Here is a 22,268-nt window from a genome sequence, read left to right as displayed (position 1 = left end):
TCCCGGATTCGCTTTCCCCACTATAGATTCCTGTCACAGGAGCACACATGAGACACCTCCGTTTCAAGGCCGCGCTATGCCTTGGGATGCTGCTCGCCGCATCGGCGCCATCGTCCCTCAATGCCGCCGCCATCGACGCAGCCCGCCAGACCGCACCAGCCGACGGCTGGGCGGGCCAGGCCGGCGGCACCGCCGGCGGCGCGGCCGCCATCAGCAGCTACATCTACACCGTCAACAACCGCGCGCAACTGCTCGCCGCCCTCAACAACGGCGGCAACAACCCCAAGATCATCAAACTGGTGGGCACGGTGGACATGAGCGAAGGCGTCCCCTACGCCAACACCGGCGACCAGGCCGCGCGCGGCGTGATCCGCATGAAGCCCAACACCACGCTGATCGGCGACGGCGCCAACGCCGGCATCGTCAATGGCCACATCCAGGTCACCAACATCTCCCAGGTCATCATCCGCAACCTGAAAATCGTGGCGCCCTGCGACGTCGGCCCGGTGTGGGACCCGAACGACGGCGCCACCGGCAACTGGAACTCGGCCTACGACGCGATTGCCGTCTCCGGCGCCGACCATGTGTGGGTGGACCACGTGACATTCACCGATGTGCCCGTGACCGACAACCTGCTGCCCATCGAGAACGGCAAGGTCAAGCAGTGCCACGACGGTTCGCTGGACATCACCAATGCGTCCGACTACGTGACCGCGTCCTACAACGTGTTCACGCAGCACCACAAGAACAACCTGATCGGCTCCAGCGACAGCGCCTCGGCCGACGAAGGCAAACTGCGCATCACCTTCAGCAACAACGTCTTCCGCGACGTCACCAGCCGCTCGCCGCGCGTGCGCTACGGCCAGGTCCACCTGTTCAACAACTACTTCGTGGGCAGCAAAACGGGCGCCATCTACGGCTACGACTACAGCGTGGGCGCGGGCTACAACGCCAAGATCCTGTCCAACGCCAACGTGTTCGAGATCGCCGGCACCGGCAACTGCGGCGACGTCGTGAAGAACCCCGGCGGCACGCCCACCGGCGCCTTCAAGGACACCGGCTCGCTGCACAACGGCGCGCCGCTGGCAGGCTGCACGGTGCCTGACACCGTTGGCTGGACGCCGCCGTACACCTTCAGCCCGCGCCCGGCCGCGCTGGTGAAAGCCAACGCAGTGGCGCAGGCGGGCGGCGGCAAGCTCACCACCGCCATCACCGGCACCGGCGACGTCTCGGTCGATCCCGGCCTGACGCTGGCCTGCCCGGCCACCGGCCTGTATTTCTGCGACGACTTCCAGAACGGCAGCAGCGCCAGCTGGGACCTGCTGCCGCTGGCCGGCCCGAACGGCAGCTTCTCCGTCAAGGCGGAAACCGTGGGCGGCGCCAACAAGGTGATGCAGTACACCGCCGCCAGCACCGGCGGCGTACTGGCGCTGCTCAAGTCCAGCGCCATGGCGGCGGTGCCGTCCGGCGACTACTTCGTGGAAGCGCGCATCAAGCCGCTCACCAATGGCACCACCGGCAACAAGCAGCTCTACCTCATCACGCGCTACCAGAACGCCAGCAACTGGTATGGCGGCGGCCTGAACGTGCAAAGCTCCACCGCCAGCACCCAGGTGGAAATCGCCAAGATGCTGAACAACTCCCTGAGCCGGCCCAAGCAGGTGAGAAAGCCCATCAACATGGACGCGCAGTTCTACACCGTGCGCTTTGAAATGACAGGCAGCACGCTTACCATCTACCTGGACGGCGAATCGCTGGGCAGCGTAACCGACACCGCCTTCGCCGCGCGCGGCCTGGTCGGCCTGTACACCGCCAACAAGTCGTTCCAGATCGACGACGTGCGCATCGGCGACCCGGCGCTGAAACCGGCCCAGCTCACCCTCAACCCATCGGGCACCACCTACGCCGCCGAAGCGGGCGACGCACCGCTGCAGGTGGCCGTCACCGCCGTCAAGGCCGACGGCAGCGCCGACGAATACAGCGCCAGCTCCAGCAATCCGGCCGTGGTGGCAGTGGGCGTCAACGGCGGCACCTTGACCATCACCCCGGTAGGACCGGGCACGGCCAACATCACCGTCACCAGCGACTCCGACCCCACGCTGAAGCGCGGCATCGCTGCCACCATCGCCGCGCAGTTCATCCAGCCGACCCAGACCTACGGCCTGGCCGGCCTCGCCAGCCCCGCCGTGCAGCAGGACGGCGTGAACGTGGACGCCGCCCTGCAGCTGACCTTCGACAGCCCGCCCACGCTGGGCAGCGGCGGCAGCATCCGCATTTTCCGCAAGGTCGACGACGCGCTGGTCGATGTGATCAGGATCAGCGGCGAGACCGAGGAAATCGGCTACGCAGGCCAGGCCGCCATCCGCAAAGTAAACAGCACCCCGGTCACCATCAGCGGCAACACGCTGACGGTGCGCCCGCACAGCAACCGCCTGGCTTACGGCGCCGAGTACTACGTGGCCATCGCCAACGGCACCGTCAACGGCATCCTGGGCGGCGTGCCGTTCGCAGGCATCGGCAAGCTGGGGGGCTGGAGCTTCGCCACCCGCTCCGGTCCGCCGGCCGTGTCCTCCGTTCTCACCGTGGCCGCCGACGGCAGCGGCGACTTCAACACCGTGCAAGCGGCGCTGAACTTCGCCATGAAGGAGTTCGCCAAGGCCGATCCGGTCACCATCAGCATCAAGAACGGCGCTTACCGCGAACTGCTCTACCTGCGCGCCAAGGACAACGTGACCCTGAAGGGCGAAAGCCGCGACGGCGTGGTGATCCAGTACACCAACCACGACACGCTGAACGCCGGCTCCGGCGGCAGCCAGGCGCCGGGCGCGGCCACCGCCCCCGCCGGCGGCCGCTCGGTGATGCTGGTGGAAGCGTCCGACATGCTGCGCCTGGACACGCTCACCATCCGCAACACCACGCTGCGCTCGTCCTCGATTTCGGCGCAGGCCGAAACCCTGTACTTCAACAACGACGCCGGCCGCCTGGTCGGCATCGACGCCAGTTTCTTCAGCGAGCAGGACACGCTGCAGCTGAAAGGCTGGTCTTGGTTCTACCGCACGCTGGTGGCGGGCAATGTGGACTTCATCTGGGGCGGCAGCCGCGCCGCGCTGTTCGAAGAAAGCGAAGTCCGCTCCGTGGGCGACACCACCAGCGCCACCGGCGGCGGCTACGTGCTGCAGGCGCGCGTGCCCAATGCGGGCGACAAAGGCTTCGTGTTCCTGAACAGCAGCCTGACGCACGGCCCCGGCCCGGGTCCGCTGCACGGCGATGTGCCGAACGGCGCCACCTGGCTGGCGCGCAGCCCGGGCGGCACCGCCACCTGGGACAACATCGCTTTCATCAACTGCAAGATGGACAGCCACGTGGCCCCTGCCGGCTGGGCCGGCCTGGGCGTAAACGGCCAGCCGGCGCCCAATCCGGTGACGCCGACCGCCGCCAGCGGCTGGCGCGAGTTCGGCAGCACCGACCTGGCGGGCAATCCGCTCAACCTGGCCGCGCGCGTGGGCGGCTTCCAGCTCAGCGCGGGCGACGTGGCGGCCGGCTTCGCCACCCGCAAGCTGGTGTTCGGCGCATTTAACAGTAGCGCCGGCTGGGACCCGCAGCCGTAACGGCCGGGGCGGGGGCGGCGCACGGCCGCCCCCTGCCCTTCCCGCCCGATCAAATGCGTGAGCATTTCGGTATTGCACCAAAAGAATGTTGCCAATTTAGCAGGCCCGGATGATAATTGCCGCGTTTGTCATATCCGAGCCACGAAATGAACCTGCGCCTCACCCCCATCGCCCTGGCGGCCGCCCTGCTCGGAACGGCCACCGCCGGCCTGGCCCAGCAGCCTGCAGCCAAGCCTGCCGTCAAGGATGCTGTTCAAGCCGCCCCCGCCAAGGCCGCCGCGCCGGAACCCGCCATCACCAAGGTCGAGGTCAAGGGTAGCGCCGACGCCTACGATGCGCGCCGCGATGACACGGCCAGCAAGACCGTGATGAGCCACGAGGAAATCATCAAATACGGCGACACCAATGTGTTCGACGTGCTGAAACGCGCGCCCGGCGTGACGGTGATCGGCAATGCGATCCGCATGCGCGGCCTGGGCAACGGCTATACGCAGATCATGGTGAACGGCGAACGCCCGCCTCCGGGCTTCACCATGGACACCCTGGCGCCGGACCAGATCGAACGGATCGAGGTGGTGCGCGCCGCCACGGCCGAGCATTCCATGCAGGCCATCGCCGGCAGCATCAACATCATCCTGAAAAAAGTGGTGTCCAAGCCGCAGCGCGACCTGCGCATCAACACCGCGCGCTCCGGGCAGCAGCGCAATGTGTTCGTCAACGGCACGCTGGCCGACCGCGACGGCAGGCTGTCCTGGTACCTGAATGGCGTCGCTTCGCGCTTTCTCGGCAAAAACCCCAACCAGAGCACCGAACAGTTCACGGCGCCGTCCGGCCAGGTGCTGCAACTGCGCGACAAGGCGACCCGCCAGAGCAACGACTCGGCCTCGATCGGCATATCGCCGCGCCTGAACTGGAAGCTGGAGAACGACGATCAGTTCAATCTCAGCTCCTACATCCAGTCGCAGCGGTCCGGCTACGGGTCCGGCACGCTGACCAGCAACCGTGCCGGCAGCTTCCCGCAGCCGGACTATGTGGACCGCCAGGGCACGGGCAGCAACCGCTCCACCTACGGCAATGTCGACGTCAACTGGGTGGCGAAAATCGCCGGCGGCAAGCTGGACGCCAAGGCCAACATCGGCCGCGCCAGCGCCGACGGCGACAGCCGCTCCACCTCCTACACGGCGGACCGCAGGACCGTGCTGCTGCGGGAAGGCGCCACCTCGTCGCAGTTCACGCACTCCGGCACCACCGGCAAATACACCCGCACCGTATTCGACGGCCACGCGCTGTCCACAGGCTGGGAAGTCAGCCGCCAGGGTTCGGAAGACAGCAACCGCCGCGTGGAAGGCATCATTGGCCTGGCGCCGGACCGTATCGAGGAAGAGTTCAACCCCGTCGTGACCAAGGCCGCCGTCTACGCGCAGGACGAGTGGAACGTAAGCAAGGACTGGTCGGTCTACCTGGGCGCGCGCTGGGAATCCATCGAGACCGACAGTTCCGGCACCGGCCTGAAAGCCACGCAGTCGCGCAACAGCGTGCTCAGTCCCGTGGCGCAAACCCTCTACAAATTCCCGGACAAGAGCGGCCGCCAGCTGCGCCTGGCGCTCACGCGCACCTTCAAGGCGCCCAACACCGGCCAGCTCAGCGCGCGCCGCTACGAGTCCGACCTGAACACGCGCTTCAACCCGGACTACAGCGGCAATCCCGACCTGAAGCCGGAACTGGCCACCGGCGTGGACCTGACCTACGAGCATTTCTTCGCACCCGGCGCCGTATTCTCGGTCGGCACCTCGCAGCGCCGCATCTCGGACTACATCCGCAGCAAGCTGACGCAGGACGGGCGCGGCTACTGGCTGGTGCAGCCGCTCAACGACGGCAGCGCCACCGTGCGCTCGCTGGACGTGGAGCTGAAGTTCCCGCTCAAGGCCATCCTGAAGGACGGGCCGGGCTTCGACTTCCGCGCCAGCGTCAACCGCAACTGGTCGCGGGTCGATTCCGTGCCCGGTCCGGACAACCGCCTGGACCAGCAGATTCCGCTCAGCGTGGTGCTGGGCAGCGACTACCGCGAGGACAAATACAGCGCCGGCGCCAGCCTGTCCTACCGCCAGGGCGGCCCGGTGCGCGTTTCCGAGCAGCAGAGCAGCCAGCTGCAGGCGCGGCGCGAGCTGGAAGCCTATTTGCTGTACAAGCTCCGCCCCGGCTACCAGCTGCGGCTGGCCGTCAGCAATGCGCTGGGCGAGGACAGCATCGGCGACTCGCAATACCTCGACAGCAACGGCGGCAGCCGCACCTGGACCCGCACGCCCGGTTCGGCGCGCTTCCAGGCCAACCTGGAGATGAAATTCTAAGGGTGCGCCGCCCCGTGTCATATATAATGTTGCAGTTAAGATAATTATAAGTTGCATTCAGCCGCAACTGCTGCAATGAAAGTTCGTTCCCTGCTCGCCCTGACCATCACGGTTGCCCTGGTCCCCGTGGTGGTGTTCTTCGCCGCACCGCTGGCGCGCCTGGTCGACGCCGAGCGCGACGCGGGCGTGCGCAGCCTGCAGGAAGCGGCGCGCGCCACCTCGGTGGCGGTGGACGCGCAGTGGAACGAGGCAGCCGGCCTGATGCGCGCCCTGAGCACCTCGGGCAAGCTGGAAGCCGAGCAGATGGAAGCGTTCGCCGGCAAGGCCCATGCGCTGATGGACGGGCGCGACGCCAACCTGGTGCTGTACGACGCCAACGGCCAGCAGCGCGTCAATACGGCGCTGCCGGAAGGCTCGGTGCTGCCGGACACGCGCGCCGAGCGCGAACGCATCGGCAAGCTGCTGGGCACGGCCAAGGTGTCGGTGACGGACCTGATGACCGGTCCCGTCACGCGCAAGCCCATGGTGGCGCTGGAGTATCCGTTCGCGCTGGCCGAGGACCGCCACTACGTGATGAGCTATGCCTTCGAAGCAGCCCTGATGGCCAAGGCATTACCGCCGCCGGATGACGAAGGCACGACCTACCGGATCTACGACAGCAAGGCCCGCTTGATCCAGTCCAACCGGCCGCAAACCGACATCGGCGCGCCGGCGCCGCCGGCCATCGCCGCTGCCATGCGCGCCGGGCAAACCGGCCTGGTGCCCATGCAAGAAGACGGCTACGCCGTGCTGGCCTCGTCCCGCATGTCCAACTGGTGGGTGGTGATCACCGCCGGCGAAGACCGCATCGACGGCAATGCGCGCCGCATTGCGCTGCTATCCGGCCTGGGCCTGCTGATGGCGCTGCTGCTGGCGGTGGCCACCGCCTGGGCCATCAGCGCACGCATCGCCAAGGCCATCGCGCAGACCAGCGCAGCGGCGGGCGCCATCGGTTCGGCACCGCCCAAGCGCCCCGTGCCATCCGGCATCGCCGAAGTGGACGAACTGGGCGAGAGCATCTACCAGGCCGCGCACCTGCTGGCCGAAGCGGCCGCCGAGCGCGAACGGCTGCTGGTGCAGGCCCAGCACGCGCGCGAAGTGGCGGACGCGCAAAACCGCGCCAAGGACGAATTCCTGGCCATGCTGGGCCACGAGCTGCGCAACCCGATGGCGCCCATCAGCGTGGCGGCCCACATGCTGGCCATGCCGGGCCTGAGCGAGCAGCAGCTGCGCCAGGCCAGCGCGGTCATCGCACGCCAGAGCAGCCATATGAACCGGCTGGTCAATGACCTGCTGGACGTGTCGCGCGTCACGCGCGGGCTGATTTCGCTGGACCGCAAGCCGCTCAGCATCCAGCCGGTGATCGCCAGCGCGGTCGAGCAGACCGGCAGCATGGCCGCCGGCCAGCAACATACGCTGACGGTGGCGCCCATGGCCGAAGAGCTATGGGTGAACGGCGACGCGATACGGCTGGTGCAGGTGCTGGCCAACCTGCTGGCCAACGCCATCAAGTATTCGCCGCCGCAATCCGAGATCCGGATCGAGGCCGTGCGCGACGGCGGCGACCTGCTGCTGACCGTGAGCGACAACGGCAGCGGTATCGAAGCCGGCCTGCTGCCGCGCATCTTCGACCTGTTCTCGCAAGGCGTGCGCCGGCCGGACCGGGCCGATGGCGGCCTGGGACTGGGTCTGGCGCTGGTGCGCAAGATCGTCGAACTGCACGGCGGCAGCGTGGCGGCCCACAGCGAAGGGCCGGGCAAAGGCAGCCGCTTCGCCATCCGGCTGCCGCTGCACGACGTGCAGGCGGCCGCATCCACGCCCGGCTAAGCCGCTACGGCGCGCAGCGTGACAATTCGCGTATCTCGGCATGACGATTATGCGGTAAGGTAGGCGGCACTGCTTCAGTCACGCTTTCGTGGAGGTTGGCATGCCCGCTACGCAAGTCACCCGCACAGCGTTTGCGCGCCGCGCATTGTCCCTGTGCTTCTTTCCCTTGATCACGGTCGGCGTGGGCAATTTCGTCCTGCTGAAGCTGCCCCAGGCGCGCGAAACGCTGGAGGCCGTGCAAAGCTTCGACAGCGGCGCATTCTGGACCGAGGCCAGGTACTGGTACTTCCTGCTCGCGTTGGCCTATTGGGCGTTCACCGCCTGGTATTGCGCGCGCATCATGCTGGGCAAACGCTTCCCGCTGGACGACATCGGCGACTGCGTCAGCCCGCGCTTCGCGACAGCGCTGGTGTGCTGGCTGCCGCGCCTGCTAGGCCTGATGAGCTGCATTCCGATGACACTGTATTTCGCCTTCGGCGGCCAGCATTCGCCGCTGTACTGGCTGCCGATGGCGATCTTGTCCTGTCTCTTCCTGGCCTTCGTGGTGGTGCGCAAAAAGCTGTTCGGCGTTGCAGGCTGGGCGCATCGCCCCGACTGCCCGTATCCCCGTTTCGACAAGCTGGGCACGCTCGCCGTGGTGATGATGGCGGCCATGGTGGCGACCTCCTGGCTGCTGCTGTTAGCCGTGCTGATTGGCAAGGCCGACGCCGCGCGCGCGGTCGGCTCGCCCGCCCTGCTGCTGGCCGCGCTGGGCGGCTGGACCTTGTTCGGCAGTATCGCGCTGATGTACGTGCCCAAAAGCCTGGGCTGGCCGGCGCTCACGCTGCTGCCGTTCGCACTGGCCCTGGGCGCCTCGTTCAGCAACGAGAACCACCTGGTGGCGCAGTCGGCAGCGCCCGCCCCGGATGCGGAACATGGCGCGCCGGACAAGCTGATCGCCGATTTCCGCGAATGGAAGATGAAGCACGACGCTGCACGACCCGGCCAGCCGATCTACCTGGTGGCCTCCGCCGGCGGCGCTTCGCGCGCGGCCTACTGGACCGGCGCCATGCTGTGGGAGCTGGAGAATTTCGCGCGCGCCAGCGGGCGCAGCTTCGCGCCCAATATCTACGCCATGAGCGGCGTGTCCGGCGGCAGCCTGGGGCTGGCCGCCTTCGCCGGCGCACTGGCCAGCAGGCCAGGCCAGGAAAGCGCGCCGCTGCCGCGCACCTTGCTCGAATTCCTCGGCAAGGACTTCCTGGCGCCAGCCATCGGCTACATGCTCTACCCGGACGCGCTGGCGCGCTTTTCGCCGCTCCCTTGCACCGGCTGCGACCGCTCGCGCGGGCTGGAGGAAAGCTGGGCCGAGGACTGGCGCCGGCTGATGCCTGACGACCCGGCTGCGGACTGGTTCACGCGCAAGCTGCCCGCGCTGAAGCAGGGCCGGGACGCCCTGCCCCACCTGATACTGAACGCGGCCTCGGTCAGCGACGGCAAGCGCGTGGTGCAGTCCAGCCTGGATTTCCTGCCGCCGGAAGCCTACGACCTGCTCGACAAGCGGCTCGACACCAGCCGCCTCACGCTGGCAGGCGCGGTCCACAACAGCGCGCGCTTCCCCTATATCAGTCCGGGCGGGCTGGTGTACACCCGCAGTCCGCGCGCGCAGTGGGACTACCTGGTGGACGGCGGCTACTTCGAGAACTCGGGCGTGGCCACCATCAACACCATCCTCAACCGGCTGCATGCCGAAAAGGACCTGCTGGGGCCGAACGACCGGGTGGTCGTCATCGTCATCGAAAACGATCCGGCGTGGGAACACGAATGGCTGTGCAAAGGCAACAAGGAGAACATCTGCAAGCACGACGCCAGCGACGCGGCGGCCAGCAAAGCCAATGCCCAAGCCACCGCGCAAGCCGGTGCGGCGACCGGCAGCGCGGCCACGGGCAGCACCAGCACCTGCCCCGCCGCAGCGAAAACGCCGCTGCTGGCGGAACTGACGATACCGCCGCTGGCCTTGTACCAAAGCAGGAACGCGCGCGCACACGCAGCCGAGGCGGAAGCCATCCGCATCCTGGGCGGCTGCGCGGAGCAGCGCGTCGTCGAACTGCGCTATCCCAAGGTGACGGGAGAGAAAGAGCCGCCCATGAGCTGGTTCCTGAATGCGGGTAGCAGGGACATCATGGAGCGGAAGCTGGGCGGAGAACGCCCGGAAGCGTCGCAGAAGGCCTACCTGGCCTTCCGCGAGCAATGGCAGCTGATGCGGCGCTATATTGCCGCCGGGAGTCAGGCGCCAGCGCCGATACCGGCGCAAGCGCCCAAGAATTAACGCAGGTTGTAGAACGCCGCGCGGCCAGGATAGCTGGCGGTGTTGCCCAGGTCTTCCTCGATGCGCAGCAGCTGGTTGTACTTGGCCATGCGGTCCGAGCGGGACATGGAACCGGTCTTGATCTGCAGCGCGTTGGTGCCCACCGCGATGTCGGCGATGGTCGAGTCTTCGGTTTCGCCCGAACGGTGCGAAATCACGGCGGTGTAGCCGGCGCGCTTGGCCATTTCGATGGCGGCGAAGGTCTCGGTCAGGGTGCCGATCTGGTTGATCTTGATCAGGATCGAGTTGGCGATGCCCTTCTGGATGCCTTCCTTCAGGATCTTGTACCAAGCAGTACGACGGCTACAGCNGCGCGCTTGGCCATTTCGATGGCGGCGAAGGTCTCGGTCAGGGTGCCGATCTGGTTGATCTTGATCAGGATCGAGTTGGCGATGCCCTTCTGGATGCCTTCCTTCAGGATCTTGGTATTGGTGACGAACAGGTCGTCGCCCACCAGCTGCACGCGCTTGCCCAGCACTTCGGTCAAGGTGGCCCAGCCGTCCCAGTCGCCTTCGGCCATCGCGTCCTCGATCGACACGATAGGATACTTGTCGCACCACGAGGCCAGCAGACCGGCAAATTCGGCGGCGCTCAGGCTCAGGCCCTCGCCCTCCAGCTGGTACTTGCCCTCCTTGTAGAACTCGGAAGCGGCGCAGTCGAGGCCCAGCGCGATCTGCTCGCCCGGCTTGTAGCCGGCTTCTTCGATGGCCTGGATGATCAGCTTGATCGCCTCTTCATGCGACGAGACCGACGGCGCGAAGCCACCCTCGTCGCCCACCGCCGTGGTCAGGCCCTGCTTGTGCAGGATCTTCTTCAGCGTGTGGAACACTTCGGCGCCGTAGCGGATCGCTTCGCGGAAGGAAGGCGCACCGACCGGGATGATCATGAATTCCTGGATGTCCAGGTTGTTGTCGGCGTGCGCGCCGCCGTTAATCACGTTCATCATCGGCACCGGCATTTCCATGCCGCCCGAGCCGCCGAAATAGCGGTACAGCGGCAGTCCCGACTCCTCGGCGGCGGCCTTGGCCACGGCCATGGACACAGCCAGCGTGGCGTTGGCGCCCAGGCGCGACTTGTTCTCGGTGCCATCCAGGTCGATCAGCGTGCGGTCGATGAACGCCTGCTCATTGGCGTCCAGGCCGATGATGGCTTCCGCGATTTCGGTGTTGATATTCTCGCAGGCTTGCAGCACGCCCTTGCCGAAGTAGCGCTTCGGATCGCCGTCGCGCAGCTCGATGGCTTCGCGCGAACCGGTCGAGGCGCCCGACGGCACGGCTGCGCGGCCGGTGACGCCGGACTCCAGCAGCACGTCGCATTCAACGGTGGGATTGCCGCGCGAATCGATGATTTCGCGCGCAATAACGTCAACAATTGCAGTCATTCCAGGTCTCCGGTGGGTACGAGTTATCAGTTATGCGCAGGTGCGCCAAGCTTCATGATCTTCAGTGCGTTGGTGCCGCCGACCAGGCCCATGGGCTCGCCCCAGGTCAGCACCACGGTGTCGCCGCGTTCGGCAATGCCGCGCGCCACCAGCAGTTCCTCCACCGAGCGCAGCACCACTTCGCGCTCGCGCGTCTGTTTCAGTTCCAGCGCCTGCACGTTGCGGTACAGCGCCAGCTTGCGCTGCGTGGCCACGCTCGGCGTGAGCGCGATGATCGGGATGTCGATATTGTTACGGCTCATCCACAGGCAGGTGGAACCGGATTCGGTCAGCGCGGCGATGGCCTTCACGCGCAAGTGGTGCGCGGTAAACAGCGCGCCGTAGGCAATGGACTGGTCGATGCGGCTGAAGGTGGTGTTGATCAGGTCCACGTCCGGGTTGGACGGGTTCCACTTCTCCGCATCCAGGCAGATCGCCGCCATCGCTTCCACAGTCTCGACGGGGTATTTGCCGGACGCCGTTTCGGCCGAGGTCATCACCGCGTCGGTGCCGTCCAGCACCGCGTTGGCCACGTCCGATACTTCAGCGCGGGTCGGCACGGCGTTGACGATCATCGATTCCATCATCTGCGTGGCGGTGATGGCCAGCTTGTTGGAAGCGCGCGCCATCTTGATCATGCGCTTTTGCAGCGCCGGCACCGCCGCGTTGCCCACTTCAACGGCCAGGTCGCCGCGCGCCACCATGATGCCGTCGGACGCGTCCAGGATTTCCTGCAGTGCCGGAATGGCTTCGGCGCGCTCGATCTTGGCGATCATGAACGGCTTGTGCTGGTAAGGCTCGCCGGCGATATTGGCCAGCTGGCGCGCCATCACCATGTCGGTGGCGTTCTTCGGGAAGGACACGGCGATATAGTCCGCCTGAAAGCTCATCGCGGTCTTGATGTCTTCCATGTCCTTGGCCGTCAGGGCCGGCGCGGTCAGGCCGCCGCCCTGGCGGTTGATACCCTTGTTGTTCGACAGTTCGCCGCCAATTTTCACGGTGGTGAAAATTTCGCTGCCGGAGATGCGGTCCACCACCAGCACGATCAGGCCGTCGTTCAGCAGCAGCACGTCCTGCGGACGCAGGTCGCGCGGCAGGTCCTTGTAATCCAGGCCCACGCGTTCCAGGTTGCCCAGTTCGCCATTCTCGCCCCACTTCGCATCCAGGATGAAGCGTGCGCCGTTCTCCAGCTGGATCTTGCCTTCCTCGAATTTGCCGACGCGGATCTTCGGACCCTGCAGGTCGGCCATGATGGCCACTTCGCGGCCGCAGTGCGCAGCCGCTTCGCGCACCATGCGGGCGCGCTCGACGTGGTCTTGCGCCTTGCCGTGCGAGAAATTCAGGCGCACGACATCGACACCGGCCTTGAACATGCGGATCAGGGTTTCAATGTCGTTCGAGGCCGGGCCGATGGTCGATACGATCTTGGTGGCGCGGCGGGCGATGCTTGCTGGAGTATGTGGCACGTTGTCTCTTTCGTGTTGTAGGTTGAAATAAGCGCAGCGTCAGCCGCTGTTGCGCAGGCCGGCGGCGATGCCGTTGATCGATAAATGGATGCCCTCGCGCGTGGCGGCATCCGAATCGCCATCGCGGAAGCGGCGCAGCAGCTCGACCTGCAAGTGGTTCAGCGGATCGATGTAGGGGAAACGGTTGCGGATCGAGCGTTGCAGCAGCGGGTTGGCGTCCTGCAGCTCGGCCTGGCCGGTGATCTCCTTCAGCGCGGCGATGGTGCGCTCATGCTCGGCGCGGATGCGGCCGAAGATGGTGTCGCGCAGCGTGGCGTCGCTCACCAGCGTGGCGTAGCGGCTGGCGATGGCGATGTCGCTCTTGGCCAGCACCATGTCCATATTGGACAGTAGCGTGTTGAAGAACGGCCAGTCGCGGTACATCTGCCGCAGCAGCGCCAGGCCGTCCTTGTTCCGGGCCAGGAATTGCTGCACGGCCGAACCGAAGCCGAACCAGCCCGGCAGCATCACGCGGCACTGGGCCCAGCTCAGCACCCACGGAATGGCGCGCAGGTCTTCGATCGAGGTGGACTTCTTGCGCGAGGCGGGACGGCTGCCGATGTTCAGCGCGGCGATTTCCGAGATCACGGTCGATTCCCAGAAATAGGTCTCGAAGCCTTCAGTCTCGTACACCAGCGAGCGGTAGCTGCGCATTGCCTCGTCCGACAGCGCCTGCATGGCGGCCAGCTGGGCGGCGTCCGGCTCGATGCCGCGCGGCGGCAGCATGGTCGCTTCCATGGTGGCGGCCACCATCACCTCCAGGTTGCGGCGGCCCACTTCCGGATTGGCGTACTTGGCGGTGATGACTTCGCCCTGCTCGGTGAGGCGGATGCGGCCCTGCACCGCGCCTTGCGGCTGGGCCAGGATGGCTTCGTAGCTCGGACCGCCGCCCCGGCCGACGGAACCGCCGCGGCCGTGGAACAAACGCATCTTGACGCCGTGGCGCTTGAACACTTCCACCAGCTCGATCTCGGCCTTGTACAGTTCCCAGCCGGAGGTGAGGAAGCCGCCGTCCTTGTTGGAGTCCGAATAGCCCAGCATCACTTCGTGCAGGCTGCCGCGCGAGCGCAGCAGGTCCATGTACAGCGGCAGGCGGAAGGCGCGGTCCATGATGTCCGGACCGGCCTGCAAGTCGCCGATGGTTTCGAACAGCGGGATGATGTTGACCGCCATCGACGATACTTCGGTGACGGAGCCGGCGCGCAGCAGGCCGTGTTCCTTCAGCAGCAGCGCCACTTCCAGCAGGTCGGACACACTGTCGGCCTTGGAGATGATGTAGTTGGTGATGGACTCGGCGCCGTAGGCGCGGTGCGCATCGCCCACCGCGCGGAAGATGGCCAGTTCGCCGGCGGTCTCTTCGGAATAGGTGGTGTACGGGGAAATCAGCAGGCGCGGGGTGTGCAGCTCTTCCAGCAGCAGCTTGCAGCGCTCGGATTCGGACAGCGACGCGTAGTCCACGCCGGGACGCGCGCTGGCCAGGATTTCGGCCACCACGCGCTGGTGCACGTCCGAATTCTGGCGCAGGTCGATCGGCGCCAGCGAGAAGCCGAACACCTTCACCGCGCGGCGCAGCTGGCGCAGGCGCCCCCGGGCCAGCACGGCCGAGCCGTGCGCCACCAGCGATTCGTGCACCGTTTCCAGGTCGGCCAGCAGTTCCTGCGCCGACGCGTAAGGCTGGGCTCCCGCGCCGGGAGCGGCCGGCGCGAAGCCGGCCGCCGCCGCGGCCGGCCAGATGGTGGCAACGGCCGCACGCGCGCCCGCCGCGGCGCTGGCAGCGGCGCCGGCGTCGGCGCGGCCGGCTGCAGCGGCGCTGGTCAGCAGTGCGCGGTTGGCGGCCAGGCGGTTATGGATGCCGTAGATGGCGCGGCGGTACGGTTCGTCCACGCGGTGCGGCGAATGGTCGGGCGAGGCGTCGGCCAGCTGGCGCAGCTGCTCCGAGCAGCCCGCCATGGTCTGCGCCAGCGACAGCTGCGAGGCCAGCTTGTGCAGCTCGCCCAGGTAGTGTTCCAGCGCCACGTCGGCCTGGCGCGCCAGCGTGGCGCGCAGCACGGTGGCGGTAACGAAGGGGTTGCCGTCGCGGTCGCCGCCGATCCAGCTGCCCACTTTCATGAAGGTCGGCAGTTCCTCGTCGGCCCAGCGCGCATCCAGCTTGGCCAGCATGTCCTGCAGGGTGCTGTACAGCTGCGGCAGGCCGCTCAGGATGGTGCGGTCGAAGAAGGACAGGCCGTTCTCCACCTCGTCCAGCACCGACAGCTTGGCCGTGCGCAGCAGGCGGGTTTGCCACAGCGTGTGGATGCCGCGCGCCAGCGCTTCGTCGTTCTGCTCCTGCTCTTCGGGCGTCATCTGCACGCGGTCGCGTTCATCGAGTTCGCGGGCGATGGCCATCTGGCAGTTCAGGGTGCTCTTGCGCTGCACCTCGGTCGGGTGCGCGGTAAACACGGGGCTGATGTGGGCCTCGGCGAAAAAGTCGCCGAAGGCTTCCGTGCGGCCGGCGCTCACCACGTTCTGTACCGCCTTGGCCAGGCTGCCCAGGCGCGGCGCCGAACCGGCCAGCAAGTGCGCGCGGCTGCGCCTGCTGTGGTGCTGGTCTTCCGCGATATTGGCCAGCAGCGAGAAGTAGCCGAAAGCGCGTATCAGCTGGCTGGTTTCGTCCGGCGACAGCGCGTGCAGCGCCTCTTCCAGCTGCGCCTGGGCGCCCGCGTCCTGCTCGCGGCGGAAGCGGATCGCCAGTTGCCGCACGTTTTCAATGCGGTTGAATGCCTCATCGCCGTGCTGCGCACGGATGGTGTCGCCCAGCATGCGGCCCAATTGGCGGATGTCGCGCCCCAGTAACTCGTCCTTGAACCCCACCGAATTTGAACCGTCCATCTCCCGCCTCATCAGTATGTAGTAATTTTTCAGTTTAGAATCAGAATTACAGCAAAACTGACACGTAGACACAATACACCGTGCCAGATACCTGCTATATCGTAAATTTACTACATTATGTGACAAAAAACCCAGCGTCGGCAACTGAATTCTTTGCCGATTTGTATATGTATTTGGAATGGCGCCACACCGCAGGCGCACGCGCCGCGCCGCCTGCGGAAGGCGGCGCCGGGGCTCAGGCGGGAGGCGTTTCGCCCGGCAGCACCTTGTCCGGCGTCATGGGCGTGCTGCGCAGGCGGCGGCCGGTGGCGTGGTAGATGGCGTTGCTGACGGCGGCGGCCACGCCGACGATGCCGATCTCGCCCACGCCCTTGGCGCCGATGCGGCTGACGATGCGGTCATCCTCCTCCACGAACACCACCTGGATGTCGTGGATGTCGGCATTGACGGCCACGTGGTACTCGGCGAAGTTGTGATTCATGAAACGTCCGTGGCGGTGGTCCATGCTGCTTTCCTCGTGCAGCGCCTGGCTGATGCCCCACACCACCCCGCCCGACACCTGGCTGGCCGCCGTGCGGGCGTTGATGATGCGCCCGGCCGCCACCGCGCTCACCACCCGCGTCACGCGCACCGTGCCCAGCGCCTCGTCCACCCGCACCTCGCAGAAGACCGCCGAATGCACCGCGCGCGTGTACTTGCGCTGCTTGAGCATGGCCGGCAGCATCAGGTATTTTTCCTCCATGCGCTGCATGCCGGCCGTGGCCAGCAGCGCCGCCAGCCCCACCGACACCTCCGGCCGCGCGCGCAGGCGCAGCGCGCCCCCGGCGAATTCCACGTCCTTCATGCGCTTGCCGGAAAATGGCGAGTCCGGCAGCCGGTGCGCCAGTTTGAGCAGGCTTTTGCACAATTTCTCGCACACGCCGGCCACTGCGGAGCCCACCGTGGCAACGTGCGACGATCCGCCCTCGACCGGCGCCACCGGCAACGTGGAGTCGCCCAACTGGAATACCACCCGTTCGAGCGGCAGGCCTAGCGCCTCGGCCGCGATCATGGCCATGGCGGTGTAGGTGCCGGTGCCGATATCGGTGGCGGCACTGCTGACCACCAGCCTGCCGTCCGCATGCAGCACCGCGCTGGCGCGGGCGAACATCTGCATCGCGTCCCACATGCCGGTGGCCATGCCCCATCCCACCAGTTCGCGGCCCACCCGCATGGCGCGCGGCGCCGGCGGCCGGCGCGCCCAGCCGAACAGCTGCGCGCCCTGCTGGTAGCACTGGCGCAGCTGCTTGCTCGAATACGGCTTGCCGTCGGTGGGGTTCACGCTTGCGTAGTTCGCCAGGCGCAGCGCCAGCGGGTCCATCTTGAGCGCATAGGACAGTTCGTCCATGGCGATTTCCAGCGCGTGCATGCCATGCGCGGCGCCGGGCGCGCGCATATCAAGCGGCGTGAACTGGTCCAGCGCCACCAGCTGGTAGTCCAGCCTGATGTTGTCGCAGGCATACAGCTGGCCGGACCAGTTGACCACCGCTTCCACATAGTCCTCGCTGCGCGAGGTTTCCGCCACCGCCTCGTGCATGATGGACTGCAGCTTGCCGTCCTCGCTTGCGGCCAGCCGTAGCCGCTGCACCGTCTCCGGCCGGTGGCCGAAGGTAAACATCTGCTGGCGCGTGAGCGTCACGCGCACCGAGCGTTTCAGCATCAGCGCGGCCATCACGGCCAACGGCAGCTGGTACTGCGGGCGCAGGCCGGAGCCGAAGGCGCCGCCCACGTAGGTGTTGCGCACGGTGACTTTGTCCTTGGCCAGGCCGAACACGTGCGACACGTACCAGCGGCTGTTCTGCGAGCTTTGCGTCTTGTCGTGGATGGTCAGGTGGCCGTCCCGGGCCCGGATCACCGTGGAGGAAAACAGCTCCATCGGGTTGTGGTGCTCCACGCCGCTGTAAAAGCTGCTATCGATGCGCACCGGCGCCGCCTCCCAGGCCTGCAGCGCGTGGCCCTTCTCGTCCGGCGGCGGCGTGTAGCCCGCCTTCATGTGGCTCGGCTCCCTGGCGCGCTCCAGGTGCGAACGCAGGCCGGTCTGGTGCGGCCTCTGTTGGTAAGCGATGTCCAGCAGCCCCGCCGCATAGCGCGCTTCCTCGAAGGTCCGCGCCACCACCAGCGCCACCGGCTGGCCGCTGGAATGGATGCGGTCGTCGTACAACGGACGGAACGGCGAACCGGCGGGCGCCGTCATGTCCTTGTAGAACAGGTCAAAGGAGCGCAGCCTGGGGCGGTTCAGATGGGTGATGACCTCGATCACGCCGGGGGCGGCCAGCGCCGCGCGCGTGTCCAGGCTGGCGATGCGGCCGCAGGCGATGGTGCTGCCCACCACCACGCCATGCGCCAGGTCCGGGGCATGGTATTCGGCCGCGTACTGCGCCGCACCGGTGACCTTGGCGCGGCCGTCGATGCGCGGCAGCGCCATGCCGGTGCGCACGCAGCCGGTGCCGGCATCGGCGACCGGAGGCTTCAGCTCGGGGATCAGGTCAGTCATCGCGGCCCTCCATGGGGTTGAATGGTGCCGGCGGCGGCCATCTCCAGCGCACGCACGATGGCGTTGCGCGCCATCGGTATCTTGAAGTCGTTGCCGCCCTGGCCCACGGCCGCCGCCAGCAAGATATCTGCCGCGCGCCCGAAGGCCGCCGCATCCGGCCGGCTGCCCTCCAGCGCCGCTTCCGCCTCCGGCATGCGCCAGGGCTTGTGCGCCACGCCGCCCAGCGCGATGCGGGCGCCCCGTATGGCGCCGCTGAAGCCGATATCGAGCGCGGCAGCCACCGACACCAGTGCAAACGCGTACGAACTGCGCTCGCGCAGCTTCAGGTAGGCGCTGTGCGCCGCGTACCGGGGCGCCGGCGGCAGCGTGATGTGGGTAATCAGTTCGCCCTGCGCCAGCGTGGTGTCCAGGTGCGGTTGGGCGCCCGGCAGGCGGTGGAAGCCGGCGAAGGCGATCTCGCGGCTGCCGGCCCCGGACTGCACGTGCACCACGGCCTCCAGCGCGGCCAGCGCCACGCACATGTCCGACGGATGGGTGGCGATGCAGTGCTCGCTGGCGCCGAGGATGGCATGCTGTCTGGTGATGCCGCCGATGGCCGAACAGCCGCTGCCCGGGGCGCGCTTGTTGCAGGGCATGGCCACGTCGTAGAAATAGATGCAGCGGGTGCGCTGCAGCAGGTTGCCGCCGTTGCTGGCCATGTTGCGGATCTGCGGCGAGGCGCCGGCCAGGATGGCGGCGGCCAGCAGCGGATAGCCGTTCTCCACCAGCGGATGGAAGGCGGTGTCGGCGTTGCGCGCCAGGGCGCCCAGCAGCAGGCCGCCGCCGGGCGCCGCCTCGATGGCCGCCAGCGGCAGCGCATTGATGTCCACCAGCCGGGACGGGGTCATGACCCTTTCCTTCATCAGGTCGATCAGGTTGGTGCCGCCGGCGATACAGCGGCGCTCCTCCAGCCCGGCCGCATCCACCACGGCGGCCGGCGGCGGACTGCCCGAGGGGGACAGCTGCGCGATGGCGGCCGCCACGTCCCGGGGCTGGATGAAGGTCAGCGGCCTCATAGCGGCGCCTTTTCCAGCGGATCGGGCGCAATGCGCGCCGCCTGCCGCACCGCCTCGACGATCTGCGGGTAGGCGCCGCAGCGGCAGATGTTGCCGCTCATGAGCTCGCGCACATCGGCCACCGTGCGCGCCCGGCCTTCGGCCAGCAGGCCGACCGCCGAACAGATCTGGCCGGGCGTGCAGTAGCCGCACTGGAAGGCATCGTGCCGGATGAAAGCCTGCTGCAGCGGGTGCAGTTCGCCATCCCGCGCCAGCCCTTCGACGGTGGTGACGCTGCGGCCGTCCTGCATGACCGCCAGCGTGAGACAGGCGTTGATGCGCCTGCCCTCCACCAGCACTGTGCAGGCGCCGCACTGGCCATGGTCGCAGCCCTTCTTGCTGCCCGTCAGGTGCAGCCGCTCGCGCAGCAAGTCCAGCAGCGTGACCCAGGCTTCGACTTCGATGCGGTGGGTGCTGCCATTGACATGCAGCACCACGGGATAACGTTCAGGGCTTTCCATGGCATTCCTCCGGCGGCAGTGAGCCTAAACCTTAGACCAGCCATCGGCGGCCAGCCGTGCGGCAGCTCACATAACGTCCGCTCACACGGCGGTTGGATGTGCGTCAGCGTACGGATGACGGGCGTGCGCTGCGGCATGCTGACGCCAGATCAATCAACCACAGGAGAGCATCATGACCAACCGCATCGGCAACAAGGACGTAGCTCAGCAACGCAGCAAGGAAGAAAAGGCGCGCATCAAGCGTTCGAATATCGAGATGGAAGCGGTGAAAAAAGCCGCCGCCAAGGCCAAGTACCGCAACGAGGTGAAGGGGCGCATCTCCGCCGCCCAGGCGGCGCAAGCCTTTTAGAAGTATTAAATAAATAAGTTTTGCAACGCTTCGATCTGGCTTTATCATGTGCCCCAAGATTAACGCCGGAGCGCGCGATGCAAAAAACCACAGTCCTGGGCGCATGCCTGATTACCCTGCTGCCGGCACTCCAGTTGCCGGCACTGGCCAGTGAAACCGTCAGCGGCAGCTTCACCGCCAGCAAGGCTTGCGACGCTTTCGCTTCCTTCGCCAAAGGCACCAATCCCGGCGCGGTCCAGCTCCAGCCGGGCACCAGCTACCAGGTGCGCGAGATCAACCGGCCGGGCAACTACGAACGCCTGCGCGTGGAAGTGCCCGGCGCCTCGCCGCCGCTGCGCTGGGTGGACCGTGACTGCGGCGCGGCCTCGCTGGGCGCGAATGCGCCGGCTCCGGCAGCCCCATCCCCAGCTCCATCCTCCCGGGGCGGCCAGGACGGCCCGCAGGACAGCCCAGGCGGCAAGCGCGAAATGTGCTCCACCGCCAACCAGCAGGACAGCTATCTGCTGGCCATGAGCTGGCAACCCGGTTTCTGCGAGCACACGCCGCGCACTTCCGGCAAGCCGGAGTGCGCGGCCATGGACAAGGGCAGCCTGGTGGTATCCAACCTGACCCTGCACGGCCTGTGGCCGAACAAGAAGGCCTGCGGCACCAGCTATGGCAATTGCGATGGCAAGCCCTTCGCGCTGAAGAAGGAAACCGTGGCGCTGGTGGCACCATGGATGCCGAACTTCTACTACGAAAACAGCTTCGGCAAATACGAGTGGAACAAGCACGGCACCTGCCAGGCGCTGGACCCGGACGCCTACTTTACCAAGGCCGTCGCCGCCGTGCAGCTGGTAAACAGCTCCGCCATCGGCGAGCAGATCTTGAAGAACATCGGCGGCTCCTTCAATGCCGACAAGTTCTTCGCCACGCTGCGCAGCCAGTACGGCGAAGCGGCCGCCAGCCGCGTGATGCTGGTGTGCGCCGGGCAGAGCTACCTGCAGGAGATCCGCGTGCAGTTGCCGCTCGACTTCAGCGTGGACAAGGGGTTGGCCGGCCTGGTGGGCGCCACGCCCGGCCAGGGCCCGCAGACTTCGCGCTGCGGCAGCGAGATCCGGGTTGAAGCCAGCGGAAGGAACTGAGCCATGGACACCATCACCAGCCTGGCGCAGCTTGAGTCGCTGTTCGGCGAAATCGCGGCGCCGTCGAAGCTGAAGGAAATTTCCTTCATCCATCCGCATTATCGCGCGATGATCGAAGCATCGCCGTTCGCGATGCTGGCCACCAGCGGCCCGGATGGCCTGGATGCCTCGCCGCGCGGCGACGCGCCGGGCTTCGTCGCGGTCGAGGACGAGCACACCCTGCTGCTGCCCGAACGGCGCGGCAACAACCGCGCCGACAGCCTGCGCAACATCATCGAAGATCCGCGCGTGGCGCTGCTGTTCCTGATACCGGGGGTGGGAGAAACGCTGCGCGTAAACGGCACGGCGCGCATACTGGTCGCGCCGGCATTGCTGCAGCGTTTCGCGGTTGACGGGCGCGAACCGAAATGCGTGATCGAGATCAAGGTGGACGCGGCGTACTTCCAGTGCGCGCGCGCCATCCTGCGCTCCGGGCTGTGGGATGCCGCCGGCCGGCAGCCCGCCGGCGCGGTGCCGTCGGCCGGCGCCATGCTGACGGCGCTCACCAAGGGCGAGATCGACGGCGCAGCCTACGACCAGGCCCTCCCTGCGCGCCAGCGCGGCACGCTGTACTAGGCGCGCTGGTTCAGAACGCCATCCTCAGGCCGAGGTTGACCCGGCGGCCCACGTCTTCCAGTGTCAGGAACTGGGACTCGTTCAGCGCGTACTCGTGCATGCGCGAGTTGCCCAGGTTGATGGCGTCTGCATA

General features: G+C 67.0%; 13 protein-coding genes and 1 pseudogene. 7 read left to right on the top strand and 7 right to left on the bottom strand.

Going from position 1 to position 22,268, the window contains the following annotated elements:
- Positions 1-47: 47 nt before the first annotated feature.
- The 4 genes from ASD15_RS10455 (at position 48) to ASD15_RS10440 (ending at position 10,127) form a co-directional block, all read left to right on the top strand.
- Positions 48-3,608 carry a pectinesterase family protein gene (locus tag ASD15_RS10455; RefSeq protein WP_082551735.1) on the top strand — a complete coding sequence of 1,187 codons (3,561 nt, stop codon included), beginning with the start codon at positions 48-50 and terminating at the stop codon, positions 3,606-3,608.
- A gap of 146 nt (positions 3,609-3,754) precedes the next feature.
- On the top strand, positions 3,755-5,956 hold the full coding sequence (locus ASD15_RS10450) for a TonB-dependent siderophore receptor (protein ID WP_057154791.1): 2,202 nt from the start codon (positions 3,755-3,757) through the stop codon (positions 5,954-5,956).
- A 75-nt stretch (positions 5,957-6,031) separates the two neighbouring features.
- Positions 6,032-7,822 (top strand): HAMP domain-containing sensor histidine kinase, encoded by a 1,791-nt coding sequence (locus ASD15_RS10445; RefSeq protein ID WP_057154790.1) that lies wholly within the window; start codon positions 6,032-6,034, stop codon positions 7,820-7,822.
- A gap of 100 nt (positions 7,823-7,922) precedes the next feature.
- The gene (locus ASD15_RS10440) at positions 7,923-10,127 is read left to right on the top strand and encodes a hypothetical protein (RefSeq protein ID WP_157200893.1); all 2,205 of its coding nucleotides are present in this window, start codon (positions 7,923-7,925) and stop codon (positions 10,125-10,127) included.
- On the opposite strand, the pseudogene eno (ASD15_RS10435) reads toward ASD15_RS10440, so the two are convergent.
- The 7 genes and pseudogenes from eno (ASD15_RS10435) to ASD15_RS10405 all read right to left on the bottom strand — a co-directional run.
- Positions 10,124-10,476 (bottom strand): annotated as a pseudogene (gene eno, locus ASD15_RS10435) (phosphopyruvate hydratase); the annotation flags it as partial. The gene ASD15_RS10440 and the pseudogene eno (ASD15_RS10435) sit on opposite strands and share 4 nt — an antisense overlap.
- 1 nt (position 10,477) lies before the next feature.
- Positions 10,478-11,547: phosphopyruvate hydratase (gene eno / locus ASD15_RS33800; RefSeq protein ID WP_057154923.1), on the bottom strand; the 1,070-nt coding region annotated here is incomplete at its 3' end.
- A gap of 26 nt (positions 11,548-11,573) precedes the next feature.
- On the bottom strand, positions 11,574-13,052 hold the full coding sequence (gene pyk, locus ASD15_RS10425; RefSeq protein ID WP_229418142.1) for a pyruvate kinase: 1,479 nt from the start codon (positions 13,050-13,052) through the stop codon (positions 11,574-11,576).
- A gap of 39 nt (positions 13,053-13,091) precedes the next feature.
- Positions 13,092-15,959 (bottom strand): phosphoenolpyruvate carboxylase, encoded by a 2,868-nt coding sequence (ppc, locus tag ASD15_RS10420; protein ID WP_057154787.1) that lies wholly within the window; start codon positions 15,957-15,959, stop codon positions 13,092-13,094.
- A 235-nt stretch (positions 15,960-16,194) separates the two neighbouring features.
- A complete protein-coding gene (locus tag ASD15_RS10415; protein WP_057154786.1) occupies positions 16,195-18,492 on the bottom strand; it encodes a xanthine dehydrogenase family protein molybdopterin-binding subunit in 2,298 nt (765 codons plus the stop codon).
- Positions 18,489-19,547, bottom strand: a complete 1,059-nt coding sequence (locus ASD15_RS10410) for a xanthine dehydrogenase family protein subunit M (protein WP_057154785.1) — start codon at positions 19,545-19,547, stop codon at positions 18,489-18,491. Before ASD15_RS10410 ends, ASD15_RS10415 begins: the two co-directional genes overlap by 4 nt.
- Positions 19,544-20,047, bottom strand: a complete 504-nt coding sequence (locus ASD15_RS10405; protein WP_057154784.1) for a (2Fe-2S)-binding protein — start codon at positions 20,045-20,047, stop codon at positions 19,544-19,546. The genes ASD15_RS10410 and ASD15_RS10405 overlap by 4 nt, the downstream gene beginning before the upstream one ends.
- Positions 20,048-20,219: 172 nt before the next feature.
- Between ASD15_RS10405 and ASD15_RS32895 the strand changes: the two genes are divergently transcribed.
- The 3 genes from ASD15_RS32895 (at position 20,220) to ASD15_RS32235 (ending at position 22,135) form a co-directional block, all read left to right on the top strand.
- Positions 20,220-20,396, top strand: a complete 177-nt coding sequence (locus tag ASD15_RS32895; RefSeq protein ID WP_200953953.1) for a hypothetical protein — start codon at positions 20,220-20,222, stop codon at positions 20,394-20,396.
- Between the two features lie 77 nt (positions 20,397-20,473).
- On the top strand, positions 20,474-21,520 hold the full coding sequence (locus ASD15_RS32240) for a ribonuclease I (protein WP_157200892.1): 1,047 nt from the start codon (positions 20,474-20,476) through the stop codon (positions 21,518-21,520).
- A 3-nt stretch (positions 21,521-21,523) separates the two neighbouring features.
- Positions 21,524-22,135, top strand: coding sequence for a pyridoxamine 5'-phosphate oxidase family protein (locus tag ASD15_RS32235; protein WP_057154783.1), 612 nt, complete (start codon positions 21,524-21,526; stop codon positions 22,133-22,135).
- Positions 22,136-22,268 lie beyond the last annotated feature (133 nt).

This window comes from Massilia sp. Root351, assembly GCF_001425045.1.
Lineage (GTDB): Bacteria > Pseudomonadota > Gammaproteobacteria > Burkholderiales > Burkholderiaceae_D > Rugamonas.
Note: the sequence above shows the minus strand (reverse complement) of the source record. Positions and strands in the feature narration are given on the sequence as shown.